The organism is Hominilimicola fabiformis (assembly GCF_020687385.1).
GTDB lineage: Bacteria > Bacillota > Clostridia > UBA1381 > UBA1381 > Hominilimicola > Hominilimicola fabiformis.
The window spans coordinates 33,876-55,222 of the sequence record NZ_JAJEQM010000004.1 but is presented as its reverse complement, the minus strand read 5'-3'; the positions used below and the strand labels follow the sequence as shown (position 1 = coordinate 55,222).

Annotated in this window: 1 protein-coding gene (only partly in view); it reads right to left on the bottom strand. The window is 39.2% G+C overall.

This entire window lies inside a single protein-coding gene on the bottom strand: locus LKE05_RS04115, encoding an RCC1 domain-containing protein (protein ID WP_308456014.1). The 88,113-nt coding sequence extends 51,039 nt beyond the window's left edge and 15,727 nt beyond its right edge, so the window shows coding positions 15,728-37,074 (codon 5,243, partial, through codon 12,358, complete); the first complete codon in reading order (the gene reads right to left) occupies window positions 21,343-21,345. Both codon boundaries (start and stop) fall beyond the window edges.

Below are 21,347 nucleotides of genomic sequence, written 5' to 3'. Positions count from 1 at the left end.
CCATGCCCATACTGCACTGTCTTTCTGAATTGCAATAGATTGATTTGAACCGCTTGCTACTTGTACTGCATTTTCAAATGCCTTAACAGGTAAGTTACTATCATCATTAGCACCGTTACCAAGCTGACCGTTTTCGCCGTTACCCCATGTGAACAAGTCACCATTCTTTGTGATAACTGCAGCGTGCTTGCTGCCTGCTGAAATTGTTGTAATTTCTTGCAAGTAGTTATAAGCATATGAACCTGCATTGTATGTTGAATTATTTTCAATATCAAGTGTCTGTACACCTGCTTTTACTTGTACAGGATAATACTTCTTGTATGATTGTTCATATCTAATCTTCAAATCATATGTACTTGCAACGTACCAACCATAATCATTACCATGACTACCATACGCATACATATTAGCTTTTTGATATGACGGTGTAGTATAAGTGATTACTGTGCCGTCACCTGACTGACCTTCATCATTCTTACCCCAAGTGTAAGCAGTACCGTCTCTCTTCAATGCGATTGTGAAGTCACCGCCGGCTCTGACATCAATTATTTCTTCAAGGTAGCCATAGCCTTCTGCGCCTCTTACTCTCACAGGTGTAAGCATTAACGGAACTCTTGTTATTTCGGCATCATTACTGTTACCTGAACACAAGTTATATCTGTAATGACCCATATATCCGCTCTTTGCATATGTCTGCGGTGAACCGATTTGATTATATCTGTTATCACCCCAAGCATAAACCTTACCGCTCTCTGTCATAACAACAGTATGATTATCGCCTGCTGTGATAGTTTCTATCTTTTCACCAAAGTTATATGAAAGTTTAACCGGAGTATACGCATTATTGTTTACCTTATTATACATATAATGTGTATGACCGCTTGAACCACCGTGATTATGATGAGAATCCGGACTCCAACAACTATCATCATAATAATAATGGTCATCTTTATGATGTGTTAAATTATAATTATTAGATGTACCGTTACCCATCTGACCGAATTCATTATAACCCCACATATATACGTTACCGTCTTTATCTATTGCACCTGCATGATATTGACCGGCAGTTATATATGTAATATTAGACAGATTTTTAATCTGAACAGGGCGGTCTTGATTTGTTACACTGCTGCCCAAACCAAGCTGACCCTTGTCATTATTACCCCATGACCATACAGTACCGTCTGCTCTCAAAGCGATTGAGAAGTCATCACCGGCAGCAACCATAGGTACTGCAACAGTATTCTCGTTACGCTTAATCTTTAGAATAAACATTCCGATTGCACCGTTCATATTTTGAACAGAAATCGTTGTTGAACTGTATCGTCTGTTATCGTTAGGTATAATCTTACCGTTTTCGATTGTAGCAACATTTTCATCTGATGATGCCCATGTTACATTTGAATATGTGTTCGGATCATTTGCAAGATACATAACAGGATGTTCGTCTGTTTCTGCTACGTTAAATCCTGAACTGTAATCATATGTTACCTTTGTGATATTCAATACATCGTCTTCTGAAATTGTTACAACAGGAGGCATTGAAATATTATCATCAGAAGATGCAATTATTCTGCCCTTATCTGTTACGGCATCATTAATTGTCATATAACGGGTTTCTCTGTTACCTGAAATTGTAGGAACAGTATTGATGTTATATGTTGTTGAGCCTTTTTCAATACGAACGTTATATGTTATATCACCAAGTTGATAATTATTATTTGCACCCCATGACCATACATAACCATATTTACTGATTATTACTGTATGGTTTGCACCAAGTGCAACATTTCTTACACCGTGAATATTTTCAATGTTATTATCCTTTTCGTACTTCAAACCTGTCGCAACAGAAGTAAATTCTGATATAGATTCGTCTGTTGTTCCTGTTCCAAGTTTGCCTGTTACATAGTTTGTACCTTCAGTATCATCTGTATTTCTACCTGATACATACATATGACCTTCACGAGTGATAATAGCACTGTAATGTTTACCGGCATAAACTGCTGTTATTTCATCTGCATTTCCGTTTTCATCCGTTACGGCTGTAATTGCAGATGTGTCAACCTTAACTGCGTGATTTACTGAGTCACCGTCAATATTCACACCAAGTTGACCGTACTTATTTGAACCCCATGTATAAACGCTGCCGTCCTCTGTCATAGCTATCATGTGGTCTTCGCCGACACTTACATCCTTAACATTCTGCAAGTATACATAATAGTTAGAGTTATCTTCACGATTATCATATTCAGGATTGCTTTCGCCTCTGATTACCTGAATTGGAGTTGTCTTATTTGTTGATGTGCCGTCACCAAGCTGGCTTGATTTATTTGCACCCCATGTCCATAATGTTCCGTCACTTCTTACAGCTGCACTGCTGTTTCCGTTTGCAGCAATCTTTACGATGTCATACAAGTAGTTTTCGCCACTTTGTCCTACTACCTGTGTTACACCGCTTAGTGATGTGACATTTGATGTTGTGTTGTTACCAAGTTGTCCGTATGAGTTTGCACCCCATGAATATACATAGCCGTCTTTTGAAAGTGCGATGAAGTGAGTATAACCTGCTGATACGGCAATGATATTCTTGCCTTCAAAGCCTGCCATCTTCTGAGCATATGTATATGACAATCCGTTTACACTACCCCAAATATATACGTCACCGTTTGCATCTGCGGCTACATTATAGTCTTTGTTTGCCGACGCTGATACTACATTTACAAGAGGTGTGTCCTTAGCAGTCTTAACTTGTACAGGGAATGCTGTATAATTTAGATCACCTGTACCTGTGTATGTAAAGCTTCTGTGTATATAATCATCAGAAATACTTCCGCCTGTTACACCCTCGCTTGTAGGACCGTCACCAAGTTGACCCTTAGAGTTATCGCCCCATGTCCACAATGTTCCGTTTTCTTTTAGAACAAGTGTATGGCTTGTACCTGTAGATACGCTTGATGATGCAACGGCATCGTTTGTCTTTGTAACATTTACAACAAATACGCCTTCGCTATTTGTCTTAGGATTTGTTACTGTAATAACAGCACTGTTATACGCACCCTTTTCTGTAGGTCTTAATGTACCCGAAGTTGCGGCTCCGTCTACATATACTACCTCTACATTTGAAGATGCAAAACTTGCTCCTGTTACTTGTACCATCTCTCCGGATGTTTCAAGTACAAATCCGCTTTCATATACTTCGTAAATTTTATCAATATCAACTTGTAGATAATCGCCTGTACCAATCGAAATCTGAGGAAGATTTGTCAATGATACATCTACTGCATCCTCAGCCTTTTGAGGAAGTTGAATTGTATAAGGAATTGTCTGACCGTTGGCTGTATGCTTGTCAATATGGATAACAAGAACTCGTCTTGTTTCTCTTTCGCCTGACTGTACCGGCATATATGACTGATTATCAATCATATTACCAAGTTGTCTTGTGGCATTATTACCCCATGACCATACAACGTCACTGCCTACAACTGTATCATGTCTTATAGCGGCACTGTTATTTCCGCCGACGCCGATTGTCCAAATATTATTGATATATGCGTCGTCAGAATATGAGTCACCACGTTTAACCTGAGTCGGCTTATCTGCCATTTCAATACTGTTATCTATTACTGTATCTCCAAGACCAAGCTGACCCTTTGAGTTATCACCCCATGCCCATAGTCTGTTATCATCAGTACGAGCAACAGTGTGGTTTGCACCTGATTTAATTTCTACAACCTTTACATCGCTGCCCCATACATTTTTAACAGCCTTGAACATTGTTGTGTTACCTTCTGTAGTTCCAAGACCTGTCTGACCTGTTGTATTATCTCCGGCTGTAAGAACATATGAACCGTCACCGACTATTACAGCTGATTGGTTTTTACCCATTGCAATAGAAGTTACGTTTGCAAGATAACTTGTGTCACTTGTTGTTGACATAGGTATTCCGTTGCTGTCCTTAACACCGTCAAAGTCACTTGCCTTAGCTCTTGTCGGAACATGCTTATCACTTAGTGAACCTGTTCCTGACTGACCGTGTGAATCAACACCCCATGAAAGCACTGTTCCGTTTGACTTGATTGCCATTACAGAATCGCCTTCGGCACTGATTGCTACGATTTCTTCTAAGTATATATTATTACCATATATATTCTTTGTTACAGTGTTTCCGTCTGACTCAGTTGTTTCTGTGCCTGTGACAACTGTCTTACTTGCACTTGCACCTTGTTGTACTTTAACCGGTGCATAATATGTATAACCGGTTCCGAAATCACCGTGTCCAAGTTGTCCGTTGACATTTCTGCCCCATGACCATACACTGCCGTCTTCTGCAAGAGCAACAGAGAAGTAATCACCGGCTGCAATCGAAACAAACTTAGGAAGTTCACTACCGTCATTTGCATAAATAAGTTCAACAGCTACTGCTGATTTGCTTGCACCTGTCGGCTTACCGCTTGTTGCATCAGTAATACCAAGTTGTCCGTATGAATTGCTGCCCCATGCGTAAATCTTACCGTCTTTTGTAAGTGCAAGTGAATGTGCAGTACCTGCGGCAACTTCTTTAACATTATCAAGAATTATATTGCCTTCCTTAACAACTTCAACAGCATATGCCTTTGTTTCAGAATCGTTATCACCAAGTTGTCCATATGTATCCTGACCCCATGTCCACACTGTTCCGTTAGGTTTTAGAACGACTGTATGTGTTGAACCTGATGCAATCATAGGTACAGACTTCTTCATATCGTCTGTTTCAACTCCTACAGAAATTACAGTTTCAGCAACATAGATATATGTCTTATCGCCGTCTGTCTTTTCTGCATAAGCAGTAATTGTTGTTTTACCGTATTTATTATTACCGTTAGGTGTTACTACACCTGTGTTTTCATCAACTTCGGCAATCTTCGGATTTGATGAATAGAACTTAATTGTTCCGACATTTGCAGTTACATCCTTTGTAGCATCCTTTGTATGAATTGTTCTCAAGTTGAATGCCATATGATGTAATGCTTCATAACTGCTTGGATCAAATGTTACTGTTTCTCTTGTTGTAATATCAATTTGTGCAGGAACATTATCATCAGTATATTCTGTAGTTGTTCCGTCGCTGTGAGATACAGTTACCTTTGTCAAGTTTAGAATATCTTCTGACTTGAAACCAACTCTGACAGGTTCATCAGAATCTGTTTCTGTCATATCACCAAGTTGTCCGTATGTATTATTACCCAATGCCCATAGATAACCGTTGTTTGTAAGAATTACAGAATAGTTCCATCCTGCCGTTACTCTTGAGAATGATGTAAATACATCATCATTTTCAGGATTTAGCGAATCCTTATCTGTTATCTTATTTGCAACATGAGTATTTGCAACTTCGTGGTACTGTGCTTTTGAGTTATCACCCCATGCATAGATGTCATTTGTATTTGACATTGCGATTACATGGTTAGCACCGCCTGATACCATAGATATACCTGTTAAGTATGTTCCGGCGCTTGACTTAACATGAACAGGAGTTGAGATTGTTGCCGTTGTCTTTTCGTTACCTAACTGACCATATGTATTATCGCCCCATGCGTATACGTTACGATCTCTTGTTGTAACAACTGAGAAGTTTTCACCTGCTGACAATGCGTCAACATTCTTTATATATCTGTCATCTGCGTTACCTGTGTCATATTCACCCTTCAATACTCTGTCAGGTGTTTGCATATCTTTATATGTGTTATTAACGCCGTTTGTACTTTGACCAAGTTGACCCTTATTATTGCGTCCCCATGACCATACACTACCGTCTGTTCTTACGGCAAGTGAATGTTCCGCACCGGCACCGATAAGGATAACATCTGTCAAGTAACCGCCGCCGTTATAACCTTTTACCTGTACAGGGAAATATCTGTTATCTCTTGAGTTAACACCTAATTGTCCGTAAGTATTTGCACCCCATGAGTACAAGTTACCTTGGTTAGATACTGCAAGAGTATGATCTCTACCTGCCGCGATATTAGAAATTGATTCATTCTTTTCTACAAGCATTTCGCTTAGCGATTTGCTTGAGTTATTCTCACCTGCAACAGTTACAGGTCTTGTTGAGTATGCAAGTGCTGATGCTGAGTTACCGCTACCAAGCTGACCCTTAGAGTTATCACCCCAAGTATACAATATACCGTCACGAGTCAATGCTACGCTGTGTTTCTCACCTGCAGCTACTATCATAACATTCTTTAGAGGTACTAATTGACCATCATCATTTGTTATCATAACCTGAACAGGATATGAACGGTCAACTGTTGTACCGTCACCAAGCTGACCTTTATCATTGCGTCCCCATGTCCATACTTCACCGTAGATATTGATTGCTATTGCATGGTCACCCTTTGAAACTACCATAGGAGGAATTTCTTCACCAGGGATAATACTGATATTAACAGCACCTGTATAACCTGCGTAAGCATGGTGATCATCTATATCTTCGTTTCCTGTATTTACATATGGGTCTTCGTTATGCGCGCTGATAACTGTTGAACCGAATTTTTCTGTTTCTTCGATTGGCTTAACTACAATATATCTGCGTGTAATTCCGTCTGCATTAAATACTTTTTCTTCAAGCATTGTTGAAACAGGATCTTCATCTTCATTGATAATTGCAACAGTTTCATCAGAAGTTGTAAACTTGATATGGTCTTCACCATCTCTTATCGGTTTCAAATCACCGTTTTGGTCATACGGATCAACCCATGATGTATTATCGTTTGGATCAAATCTGTCAACCGGATATTCTTCTGTATCTGATAGCAATGTAAATCCTTTGAAGTATCTGTTATACATTTGGTTTACATCAATATACAATAGTTGGTCTTTACGCATATTGATATGCTTAGGTAATGTCGCATAATACTCTTCGACAACACCTGTATTTCTGTTTACAACGTAAACGTCTTTAAAGATGATTGACTTATAAGGAAGTTCACCTACTTGATATGGGTAAAGTCTTGTTTCAGTTGTAAAGTCACCAATCTGTGAGTAATTATTAATACCCCACATATAAACGTAACCTTCAAGATCGATAGCTGTTGAGTTTGCACCCGCTGCTATAGCAAATACACTTTCAATGTATGGACTTACCGCATTTTCTTCATCTTCAAGGTACTGACTTCTTACATGTTGAGGTTTCGGATAGTTTGCAGTATTTGTATTCATACCGATTTGACCATTCGAGTTACTACCCCATGCCCATACGCTGTACTTAAAGTTATCTTCCGCAGTGCTTTCACCTAATACAAGTGAATGAGCCTGTCCGGCAGCAATGCTGATTATATTATTAACAGTTCTGCTGATGTCTGCAAGATCACTCGGTCTTACTGACAATACCGGATAATCTCTTGTCGTAGTTGTTTCATCACCAAGTTGATAATTTCCGTTTAGACCGATTGCAAATACATCTGTTTCACCATAGTATTTGTTTGTAAGCATCATCAAGTGATTTGAACCGGCAGAAATCTTAGCAATAGTCTGGATATATGTCGAATCAAATCTTGAATCTGTCTTAATATTTGAACCGTCATAGTCACCGCTGATTATTTGATACGGTGCCATTCTTGTATCATTTGTGCCCTTGCTTGAGCTTTGCTTACCGCCTACAGTATAGTTGTTAATACCCCATACATAAACTGTTCCGTCAGCCTTTAGTGCCGCTGAATAGTTATCTCCGGCAGCAATTTGAATAATGTTACTCAAATGTTCATCTGTTGTTACAACGCCATTTTCATCAGTGTATGTTCCACTTGCCGATGTGCCTTGTGTAACGTGTACAGGATACTTGTCAAAATCACCGTCTACAGTTGATGATGTACCAAGTTGATCATATGTATTATCACCCCATGCGTATACATGACCGTCTGCTGTTAATGCAAGACTGTGCTTATTACCTGCGGCAACAGCTACGATATTTTCCATAGGCTGATTATCGCCTATCATAACCATTTGTGCCGCACCTGAATTTTCAGTTGTGCCGTATCCAAGCTGACCCTTATCGTTTAGACCCCATGACCATACGTGACCGTCTGAGTCAACTGCCAAGCTGTGGTATCCGCCGGCTGCAACGTCAATTATGTTTTCAAGTAGAGTATACTGTGCATTTCCTTCAGCATCATATTCAACACTGTAAATCTGTACAGGTGTATTCATAATGCTGTTTTCACCGTCTTTTGTTGAAACCTGTCCGTAGTCATTTCTACCCCAAGCATAGACTGTACCGTCATACTTCAATGCTACAGAATGATATAGGTTTGTTGAAACAAGCGGTGATGCAGTTTCTTTTGTATATCCGCTACCATCTCTCGATGTTGAGTTTGGCGTCAACTTACCGCCGTATACACCAAGTATAAATGCACCTGTTGCACCTGTTGCAGTATTGACAACAGTAATTGTTGTCTGTCCGCCTTTGTGATATTCTGTATCTATTATAGGTGTAACTACCCACTTACCGTTTTCCTCTGCTACTGTTGCAACAGTTTCGTCTGATGAGTAGAACTTATAATTACCCGAATAATCAGTATTATCAAGAGTATTCTCTGCGAAGAAGTTAAAGCCTTCGTAATATCTCTCGTTGATTTCTGACGGATCTATTGTTAGAATTTGTTCCTCTGTTACTCTTACAAGTGAAGGAATTACACCTGTGTATGTCTTGCCCGGTGTACCATAACCAACAGTATCTTCAGAAACTACCGCATTATTAATTTCAATAACACGTGCTTCTCTGTCACCTACTTGACGTGGTTCTGTTGCATTAACAAATGATGAATCGCCAAGTTGACCATAGTTGTTGCTACCCCAAGCATAGATATATGCCTTAGTTGCATCACTGTTTGCTCTGAATGCTGTTAAGTGACTCAAACCTGTTGATACGTACCAAACATTATCAATCACATCTTCATTACTGTCTGCCTCACCCTTGTTTACAAGTGCAGGTGTAGTATTAGATTTTGCGGCTGAACCCCATGTGTATACGTGACCGTCTGATGTCATTGCGGCACTTCCACTACCTAAAGCATAAACATGTGATACTTGATTTTCTGCAAATGCAGTTACCTTTTCAGGATGGCGTAAATCTGTTGTAGTACCGTCGCCAAGCTGACTGTTTCCATTATAACCCCATGTATATACATAATTATCGTTAATTGCAACTGAATGATATGTACCTGCCGCAATATCCATAGCACCGTTAAAGTATTTATTTGCATAATCTGCTGTTTGCAATGTGTCTGCTGTAAGTACCTTTGTCGGTCTTAGACGATTTTCATATGTATTAGTAGGATTAAAGCTATTTCTGCTTGTAAATCTGTGTCTTATAGAATAACCTGTACCAAGGTATCCGCCTAAATTAACTGTAGCATTTCCAACAGCAGTTGTTCCTGTTACATTTTGACCCCAAGCATAAACTTGTCCGTCTCTTGTAAGGATAAGGCTTGTATTTGAAATTGCAGAAACCTTAACCGTGTCTTCTATAGGTTCTATACCGTTAGACTTCTGTACAAGTGTAGCAACATATACATTATCTGTTGTATTTATACCGACTTGTCCGTATGAGTTTGCACCCCAAGCATAGACTTGTCCGTTGCCCATTAGAACCAACATATGGTTTGCGCCGCCTGCGGCTGCAACTGCTCCGACAAGTTCTGTCTTTGTTACAGTTGTTTCTTTTACTACGTTGCCTTCGCCGTCGTCTGTTTCAGTAACAGTTTCTTCATAGCTTGTAACAACAGGTGATGGAAGTAGAGATTCTTGCTTAGAACCAAGTCCGTTAGATGTTCCGCTACCCCAACCGTAAACTCTGCCGTCTTTATCAATAGCTACTGCTGACGAACCTCCGGCTGCTATATAAACAATGTTTTCAAGCAAACCTGTTCCGTCTGTATTCTTAACTCTTACAGGATATGAACGAGTTACCTTTGTACCATCACCAAGTTGACCTGAACTATTTAGACCCCATGCCCAAACGGTTCCGTCTTCACGCAATGCCATTGTGAAGTTATTTCCTGATGCAACCATAGGAACTGCAACAGCGTCTGCACTACGTTTAACTCTTACAACCAATGTTCCGACAAATCCGTCGTCTGTTGCAATTCTGATTGTTGTTTCACCAAGTTTAAATTCTGAAGGTACGCTTATTAAACCTGTACTGCTTACCACTGCGATTGATTCGTCAAGTGAAGTAAAGGTTAAGTTTTCTCCTGCTGTCAAAGCACCGCTTTGATCTTCATTATGATATTTTACGTTAAATCCACTTCTGTAATTTCTCTCGAAGTCTGATGTATTTAATTGGATTGTTTCATCTCTACCCATTGTTGTAACTACATCATAGTTATTTACAACAAGTGTCTTTGTTTCAAAGTCACCGACTTGAGTAGCTGTATTATCCATTGCATGATAATTCAAGCGAGTACCGTTATGAAGCGTTAAATAATTACCGTCTTTAGTATTTGTATCGTCACCTGTCTGACCCTTTGAGTTTGAACCCCAAGCATATACATATCCATCTTCATGAATTACATACATATTTATTCTGCCGGCTGAAATGTTCCAAATATTACTGATATAAGCAGTATCTGAACCTGTTACACCCTTTACGACTTGTGTAGGAACAGTCTTATTCATATATGTCGGATCATTCCAATGGTCATGACTATATGAATCATGATGATGTAAATAGAATGTATCATATCTATACGAGCCATCACCGATTTGACCATATTCATTCCAACCCCATGTATATACACTTCCGTCAGAAGTCATAGCCATACTGTTATAATAATTAGCTGAAATTGCCGCTACATTTGTGATATTAGAAACCTTTACAGGTTTTGTAGCAGTTGTTGTTGTATTATTACCAAGTTGTCCCCAGTTATTATAACCCCATGAATACATTGTTCCGTCTGTTGTAGCAACAAGGACGTGACCTTCACCTGCCGCAACAGCTGTTATATTCTTTATGTATTTTTCTGTTGTTGATGACGCGCCTGCCAATACCTGAGTCGGAACAGGTCTTGTCATTGTATCGCCAATACCAAGTTGATAGCTTGTATTTAGACCCCATGTCCAAACTGTTCCGTCTGCCTTTAGAGCAACGCTGAATGATTTACCTGCGGCAATATCAATAACATCTTGGATATACCAATCGTCATTTGTTGCGGCACTTTCACCTCTGTATACCTTTTGAGCCGCATAAATTCCATCAGTTGTATCATTGTCATGGAACTTTTCATTTGTTGATGATGTATCGCCGTTACCAAGTTGTCCGTTTGAGTTGTTACCCCATGCGTATACATAACCGTCAGTTGAAAGTGCCAATACATGATTTTCACCGACTGCTATTCTTGCGATATTTGAAAGGTCTACAAGTACACCTGTAGATGTTTTTTCTTGAACTCTTACAGGTGTGCGGTTTACTTCGTCTTTATCAGAAGTACCGTTACCAATCATTCCGTTTTCGTTATTACCCCATGCGTATACATAACCGTCAGTTGTTACAGCATATGCTGTATTAATACCTGCCGCTACATACTTAGCTTTCACTCCTTCAGGAAGTGAAACTTGTACAGGATATGTTGTATTTTCTGTAAGTCCGTTGCCAAGTTGTCCCTTTTCGTTTGAACCCCATGTCCAAACTTCACCGTTATCCAACAATGCAACCGCAAACTCACTGCCACCGGCAACCATAGGTGTGGCTGTTCTTCCGGCTTGTGTTACTGTTACACTGATTTCAGATATTATACCTGAATCATGTGTAATTGTAATTATAGCTGTACCTGTGTGTGTACCGGCTGTAATTACACCGTTTACAACAGTTGCAACATTTTCATTGTTTGAATGATATGTAAATGTTCCGTCAAGCGGTTCATGTGTATCATCATTTTCAAGATTGAAACCGTACATATGATGATGTTTATATGAATCAATCTCGATTGTTGCACCTGTTTCTATCGTTGTTAGGTAATTTATCTTATTTCCTTCAGCGTCAAAGAATTCAATCAAATCTTCTGCGCGTTCACCTGTATAAGCAGGTGTGCTTACATCATAAGTTGATGATGTACCGTCAAATTTACCTAACTGCCATTCTGTGTTTCTGCTCCATGTGTATACATAACCGTCATCAAGTTCTGCAACAGTATTATTTGTACCTGCCGCTACGTTACTTACGAACTTGATATAGCTTTCATCATTATTAGTCTGACCCTTTAGTACCTTTTGAGGCAATGTCTGATTTGATGAATTATTAATACCAAGTTGTCTTTGACCGTTATAACCCCAACCGTACAAATAACCTTCTTCATTAATTGCAAATGATTGATTATTCTTTGCAGAAATTGCAGTTATATTCTTTAATCTGCCTGTTGTATTACCTGTGCTTTGATCTGCCTTTGAAATATCTCTTACTTGTAGAGGAAGATAATGTCTTTCGTTATTATCTGTTGTCCAGTCACCGTTCTGACCGTATGTGTTATCACCCCATGCCCAGACATAGCCTGTCTTTGTAAGAGCTAAAGCATGATTTGCACCGGCTGAAATCATTACTATATTAATTAAGTAATCACTGCCTGCCGGAGCTACATTTGTTTCTTCTTCCGGACTTTCGCCACGAAGAACTTGAATTGGAGTCGGTTTATTTACACGAGTACCGTCACCAAGTTGTCCCTTGCTATTGTCACCCCATGTATAAACTGTTCCGTCATTCTTCAATGCCATTGCAAATGCTTGACCGGCTGAAATTGAAACTATGTCATTCAAGTAATAATCATTATTATCAGGATCATATGCGTTTGTACCACTTCTGCCGGCTAAAACCTTAACTGCATATGCACTGTCAGTTGTAGTACCGTCACCAAGTTGTCCTGATTTATTGCTACCCCAAGCATATATACTACCGTCTTCAAGTAGTGCCATTGAGAAATCATCACCTGCGGCAATGTTCTTTACGCCTGTAAGTGTAGTTGTTTCGTCAATCATTACAGGTACAACTATACTTTCAGTAGTTCCTGTCGCACCGTTACCAAGTTGACCCTTACTATTATCGCCGACTGCATATACGACGCCGTTAGCAAGTATTAGCAAGTGATTATTTCCTGCCGCAATAGCAGTAGCTGCATTATTGCCACCAAATGTACTTGCACTGTCATCTCTTCCGTTTTGGAATTTAACCTGAATTGGATAGCCTCTTGTTATCTTAGTACCGTCACCAAGTTGTCCGTATGTATTATCGCCCCATGTCCAAACTGTTCCATCTGCCTTTAGAGCCGCATGGAAGTTTGTACCTGCTGTAAGCGATGATGCAACGATGCTTTCCATCTTATCGCCCTTAACAGTAACATTAATTGTTCCGACATATCCGTTTCTGCTGTTTCTAAATGTAATTACTGTTGTACCGAACGTGTTACCTGTCGGCATTACAGTTGCAGTATTTCCGTTTGCAGAAACTGTAGCGATATTTGGAATTGACGAGCTGTATTGAATGTTTGCAATATCTTCTGACGCAATCTTTTGCTTATCAGCTTTATTGAACAAATTGAAACCAACCATATACTGTTCATATATTTCAGACATATCAATTTCAATTTTACCAGTCTTGTCTATTACAACGCTTGACGGTAATGGTGATATTGTATCACCTGTTGAATTTTCATCAGTATATACTATTGCCTTTTGGAATGACAATGTATTTGAATTTGTATTACCTACTTGTACCGGTGTCTTTGCCAAATCGACAGTTACTGTACCAAGTTGACCTGAAGTATTATCACCCCATGCCCATACATAACCGTCATCTCTGATTATTACGGTATGGTTTGCACCCATTGCCGCACCGATTACGTTCTTTAGATATGGATCTTCGTCTTGATTGAATGTATCTCCCTTCCATACCTTTACAGGAGCAAATCTGTCTATCTTTGAATCAACGCCAAGTTGACCCTTTTCATCTCCGCCCCATGTATATACTTCATAATTATTTGTTATAACCAGTGTTTGGTTTCCACCTGCTGTTACTCCAAGGATATTTGACAAATATTCAGTTCCGTCTGTATCGACAGTTGAATCCTTGCCTACCGCCTCACCGGCAACAACAAGCATAGGTGTTACTGATTCTGTTACAGTCTTATCATCTATACCAAGTTGACCCTTTGAGTTGTAACCCCAAGCATATACTTTTGTAACAGTTGTTCCGTCTGCAAGTGTTTCTTCTGCTACAGCTACACTGTGTGCACTGCCTGCAGCAACATATTTTACATTTGACAAACCTTCTACAACTGCCGGAGTTGCGTCATAATCTGCACTTGCAGTTGTTGCTTGTAGTGCAGTATCTTCATCCGAGTCGTCGCCGTCGGCATCGGCATCACTTGAATCATCGTCCGATGTTCCGCCGCTACTTCCCGAACCGCCACCGGAAGATACCGTTCTACCAAGCTGTTTATGCAAGTTCGCACCCCATGTCCATACTTTTCCGTTTGTATCCACTGCAAGATTATGGCTATCGCCTGCGGCTATTGATCTAATATCTTTAAGCGCACTAATCTTAGTAAATGATGCAGTAGAAGGAGCTATAACATCATTGCCAAGTTGACCTTGTGAGTTATCAACACCGTAAGAGAATACATCGCCGTGAGTTGTAAGTACAAGTACATAATTTGAACCTGATACTATATCTTCGATTTCATCGCCGATTGTATTTTCTACTTCTACCGGTGACGTCATATCTGATCCGCCGGAAATTGATACACCCCATGTATATATCTTACCGTTTTTATCTACGGCAAATACATAGTCGTCACCTGCTGCCAATCTTACTATATCTTTAATCGGATTTCCGTCTTCATCAAGGACTTGTACAGGATATTTCTTGCTCAATAATGTACCGTCACCAAGTTGACCGTGAGAATTGTCACCCCATGTCCACAAAGTTCCGTTTTCTTTTAAAGCAATAGAGAAGTTCTTGCCTACTGCTACTTTTGAACCTGAAGGCCATACTGTGTCACCCTTAACAGTTACAGTTACGAATGCTTTATATCCGTTAGCCTTATTTTCAATAGTTACGATTGTAGGTCCTGCCTTTGTCGGTGATGTTGTATGAAGTTCATCACTTCCGCTTGCAAAGTTGCCGATTGAAGTATCTGAAGATGTAAATTCAATCTGACTCTTATCGTCAATAGGTGTAAGAATATCGTCTTCATACAAGTTAAAGCCGACCATTCTCTTATTCATAATTTGATCTCTGTTGAAATCAATATATTGATCTTCTGTAATTTCAAGATAATCAGGTGTTACATATGATTCATCAACACTGTTATCTGAATTTTCTTTGATTTCAACATTTTGAAGTTCAAGAGTATCTACTTCTTCCTTGCTTACATGAACAGGAATATATGATTTAATTGTTGTGTTATCACCAAGTTGACCGTAACCGTTTGCACCTGTTGTATAAACGCTACCGTCTTGTTTCATAATTGTCAAGTGCTGTGAACCGTAATCTGCAACAAATGCGTCGTCAAATAATAGCAAATCACCAACATCTGATCTTACTGAATCATGAACTCTTGTAGGAGTAGATTTATTTATAACACTGTCTATACCCAACTGACCACTGCCGTTATTACCGACTGTATAAATCAAATTGTCATTTACATCTGTTCCGCCGATAAACGCACTACTGTTACCACCGGCTGAAATGTTATAAATACTATTGCCATCTACGTCAACATACTTAGGTGATGTAACATCGCCGCTGTCTATACCAAGCTGACCGTTACTGTTATCACCTGTTGCATATGTGTTATAATCTTTTGAACGGATTAGAGTATGAGCCTTACCGGCTGATACTTGAACAGCATCATACATAAATTCATCATCATATGCCGATACCATATCTCTGTCACCGCGTTGTACTTTTATAGGTGCATACGCATATGCTTTACCATCGTAATTGCTAAATCTCTTTGATGTATTCGGTTCAATACCAAGTTGACCTTCTGAATCGTCACCCCAAGCATATACACTGCCGTTATCAGCTATTGCTACTGCGTGATTATCACCGGCATCAATAGATACGATATTGCTCAAACGATTTGTAGATTGTGTATTTCTTGTAGAATTTGTTCTGTCTGCATTTAGAACAAACGGATCATCACTTGCCATAGCACCTGCTACAACATATGAAGGTACACCCATATTATCTGTAACAGATCTGTAGTTTAGACCAAGTTTGCTGTTTGTATTTGTACCCCATGCAAGAACATGACCATTCTTATCAAGTGCAAGAGCATAGTCTTTACCCGCACTAATCTCTAAGATACCTGACAAGTATTCTTCTACAACCGGTTCAGGATCAGTTGTTTCGTCTCCTGTTGAACTTGCCTGTGTTGCTACAGTTTCTGATGTATAAGTATCCGCTACACCTCGTACAACACGCTGAGGATAATATGCATTATGGCTTGATGTATTATTATCACCAAGTTTACCGTTGCTACCGTTACCCCATGTGTATACTGCACCGTCAGCTGACAATGCCATTGCAAAATTATCACCGGCTACAATAGAAATAATATTACTTAATGTTCCTAAGCCGTTTGTATCTGCAACTTGTAGCGGTTCTGCCCAAGATGAAATTCTGCTCATAGAATTTGAAGCAGTTGAAAGTTTTTCAACTTTACCGTCTGCGTCAAGAGTTGTGTAACCTATACCCAACTGTCCTGATGAGTTATTACCCCAAGTCCATACACTACCGTCTGACTTAAGTGCAACTGTAAAGTCTAATCCTGATGCAATCATAGGAACTGCAATCTTTGTATATCTGTCACTTACATTATAGACGTCTGCAACAATAAGACCTCTGTAACCTGTATTATTATCTGTTACAGTGATTACTACTTTACCATAATTTCCGTTACCTACCGGTGTTATTGTTCCGTTTGAATCAACCGTTGCAATTCTCGGATCTGATGATTCAAATGAATAATCTCCGCTTGCATCTCTAAAGTCGCTGTCATCGTGCAAGTTAAAGCCTGCAACATATTTTAGGTTGATATTGTCTATTGTATATGTTGAATTTTCAGGTATTCTGATATGTCCGCCTTCAATGTTATCAAAATTAAGTGCATAATAATCTACCGGTCCTACCAAATGAGCACCTGTATAATCATAATTTACAAAGTCACCTAACGAACCTGATGAATTAGTACCAAATGCCCATACTGTACCGTCTGACTTGATAGCAGTTGTTACAGTGTTTCCAAGTGATACTGCTGTTATGTTACTTAGATAATCACCAGTTTCGTGTATATTATGACCTTTTACTACACGAGTAGCCGATGATTTAGTTGTAGCCGAGTCGTCACCAAGTTGCTTTGATGCGTTATTACCCCACATATATAGGTTTGAGCCTCTTGTTACTGTAGCTGACTGGTTATATCCGGCTGAAACATTCACGGCATTTTCCAAATAATTACCGTCTGAGTCTACTACTCTTACGTAACCATCTGATGAATCTGACGCACCGTTTCCAAGCTGACCGCTTGTTCCAAGACCTGTGCTGTATACAAGTCCGTTATTAACGAGCAATACAGAGTGTTCACTACCCATATCTGCTTCTGCTACATTTTGCATATATGTATTTGTAATTCCGCCATCAAGTGTAATATCATCATCACTTCTGTTTATAACTTGTGAAGGAACTGTCTTGTGATATGCGCTGTTTACCTTTGAATCTGATATATTATCTTTTTCACCCTTATTTGCAGTTAAATTCTCACCATATCCAAGTTGACCGTTATCTGCTTTACCGAATGTAAATACAGTACCGTCACCACGAACAAGTATTGAACTGTCACCACCGGCTGAAATTGATACGATAGAATGAATTTGTGTTGCTCTACCGTTATTCAAATCCATAACAATTACAGGAGTTTCATATTTTGCTACATCTCCGGTATAGTTATAAACACTGTGAGTACCTGATGTTCCATGACCGATCTGACCATAGTTATTCAATCCCCAAGCGTATACTCTGCCGTCTGATGTCAATGCCAAAGAATGTTCTTTTCCGGCTGCGATTGCAATAATGTTAGTGCTGTCATCTGTATCACCTACTATTGATACTTCTGCCGCAACATTTGTTGAGCCACTTCTTCCAAGCTGACCACTACCGTTTGAACCCCATGTCCATACTCTTCCGTTTGCATCAAGTGCCAAAGCATGAGTGTTACCTGCTGCAATACTTACTATATTATCAAGATATATTCTTTCGCCTGTTGAGCTGACGCTCGTTACTACTTGTACCGGATAGTATGACGCACTTGACGTACCGTCACCAAGATTACCTGAACCCCATGTCCATACTGTTCCGTTATCCATAAGTGCAACTGTAAAGCTGCCGCCTGATTTTGTCATAGGGATTGCAACTTTATCATCGCCCGACTTAATTACCTTAACAATAAGTTGACCTTTGTATAAAATAGGTTCGTCAAGAAGTCCTGTGTAAACTCCGTCGTTTACAGGACTGATTTCTTTTTCAAAACTAATTGTTGTCTGACCGTATATTCCGTTTGTATTTGCACTTACAACACCGTTTGAGTTAACAGTTGCCACATCGCTGTTAGATGTGTTGTATGTCACTCCGTCATTTGCATTTATAACATCACTGTATGCGTAATGCGCAAATTCAAATCCAGGAATATGTTCATATTTAATTCTTCCTAAATCAAGTGTTTCACCTTCAGTAATTGTTGCAACCAATGGAATACTGTCACCGTCATTGTCAGCTACTGTTAATATATCAGCCGCTCTGTCACCTGACTGTACAGGTATCAAACTGTTAACTCTGTAGTTATTACCAAACTGACCATTTCTGTTTGAACCCCAAGCCCAGATTGTTCCGTTGTGCAACATAGCCGCACTGAAATAAGCACCATTCGTTATTTGAATCGCGTCTTCAATATAATCATTATCAGAGTATACATTTTCTCCCTTTAGCACCTCTGACGGTGTACTTGTACTATCTGTTGTATTGTTACCAAGTTGACCGAATGTGTTATTTCCCCAAGCATATGTACTATGCTTGTATGTATCAGGATCAAGTGAAAGTGTCATTACAGTATTTCCACCGGCTGATACAGCTGTTACGTTTTCAAGAGTTGTTTCTCTTGTTGGTGCAGATACACTGTTTACAGTTGCATTATCTGATACTACCTTACCCCAAACATATACATAACCTTGATTATTGTATTGTTTTGTATCCTTTGTTGTATCATCAACTGTGATATTTCTTGCAAGTGCTATAACTGTAGTTTCATCAAGATTTATTTGTGTTCCTATAGCTCTTTTGTTTCTTTCTTTATTATTCGCACCTACTTGTATATCTACGATATTCTTTAAATACTTGTCTGCAGAATATCCGTCACCCTTATAAACTTGAAGTGGGTAACCTCTGCGTGTATCGTTGTTTACATTTGTTTCATTGGCAAGAACACCGTACATATTGCTGCCCCATGCCCAGACTGTTCCGTCTGCTTTAATAACGTATACACTGTCACCGGCAGTTCTTACAGATACTGCATTATGTAAATATCCCCCTGCATAAGGACCTACTACTTGTACTGCGTTTTCTGTACCATACTCTGCCCATAGATACCATGGATAATCAAGAGATGTCCAGTTGTATGCCTGTTCTCTATGTGTAGTCGACGGCACATATTCATCATATTCCCAGTGTCCAGGAATAGTGAAATCTACATATCTATCTGTCGCTATTGTTTGAGTTACAGAATACATTGAGTCGTACTTATTAATACCAAGTTTACCCGATGTACCGTTGTGTCCCCATGCCCAAACTGTTCCGTCTGCCTTAACTGCATATGAAACATCATCGCCGGCAGCTATTGATATTACATCTGTAAGATTTTGAGTATTATTGCTGTCAAGCTTAACAAGTTTAGGAGTTACAATACCATATCTTCTTTCCTGGTTTGCAGTACCGACAACAGTTTCATAACTACTCTTATGATAACCTGTTCTTGTTACGATATTATTCTGGTAATAATCTCCCCAAACGATATTATTAACTTCTGTATAACCCCAAATGTATACTTCACCGTTTTCTGTAAGTGCCAACGAGTGACGTTTACCTGCGGCTATTGATTTAATCTTAACATCGCTTGGAATGTTTACTTTTACAGGATATAAGAAATCATTTCTCTTTTCGTCACCGTCAGCCGGATAACTGTTATGTGTATCATTACTTCTTATACCATTTCCAAGTTGACCATATGTATTATTACCCCATGCCCAAACTGTTCCGTCACTCATAAGTGCAAGAGTATGGTGATCGCCTGAAACAATCATCGGAGTTACTTCTGTGTTAACCTCTTTTACCGCCACTTCAAGCACACCTACAAAGTTTGTAGATGTATTATATAATGTAATAAATGTATTTGTATATCTATGTTCGCTGTTCGGACGAATTGTTATTATATTATTATTGTCCTCAGCTGAAACTATAGATGTATCTATTGACGTTGCTGTTATTCTATCAAGAACTGTCTGTTCATCAACGTCAGTATTATATGCTTGAACAGCTGTACTATGTCTGTCGTTGTTGTTATAAATCAAGTTAAAGCCTACCATATGATAGTCATATATATCAGACTTATTTATTTCAAGATATTGATTCTTTGATAGAGTAATCTTTTGTGGTAATGGGTTGTAATTAGCGGCATTGACATCATCATTATAAACTTCTGTTGCTACACCGTCTGTATACAATGTTGCTACACCGATAGCTTCACGTCTGTCTTCACGAAGACCTGTCTGTACAGGTTCAGTTCTTTCAACTGATGAAAAATCACCTACATTATATGTAGAGTTTTTACCCCATGAATATACACTACCATCGTATCTGACTACAGATGTACCCATATCACCGATTGTTGCGGAAGTAATCCAACCGATTCTGTCTGTTGCATCATCGCTATAGAAACTTTCGCCTCGTTTTGTATACTTAGCAGTAAGTGAATTTGCTGTTGAACCTACACCTGTTGTATTATTTGCACCACTGCCCCATGAATACAAGTAACCATCTCTGCCAACTGCCATTGATGAATTTACTCCGGCATTAACATTAACTATTCCGTCAAGATTTTGCATATTCTCGCCGTCATAGCTGATTAAAACTCTCTTCGGAGAATTTGCATTATAATTGTTGGCATTATCTATTGAATCATTTGTAGTTATTGTATTATTACCAAGTTGACCGTTTGCATTTCTACCCCAAGCATATACACTGCTGTCATCTGACAATGCAATAT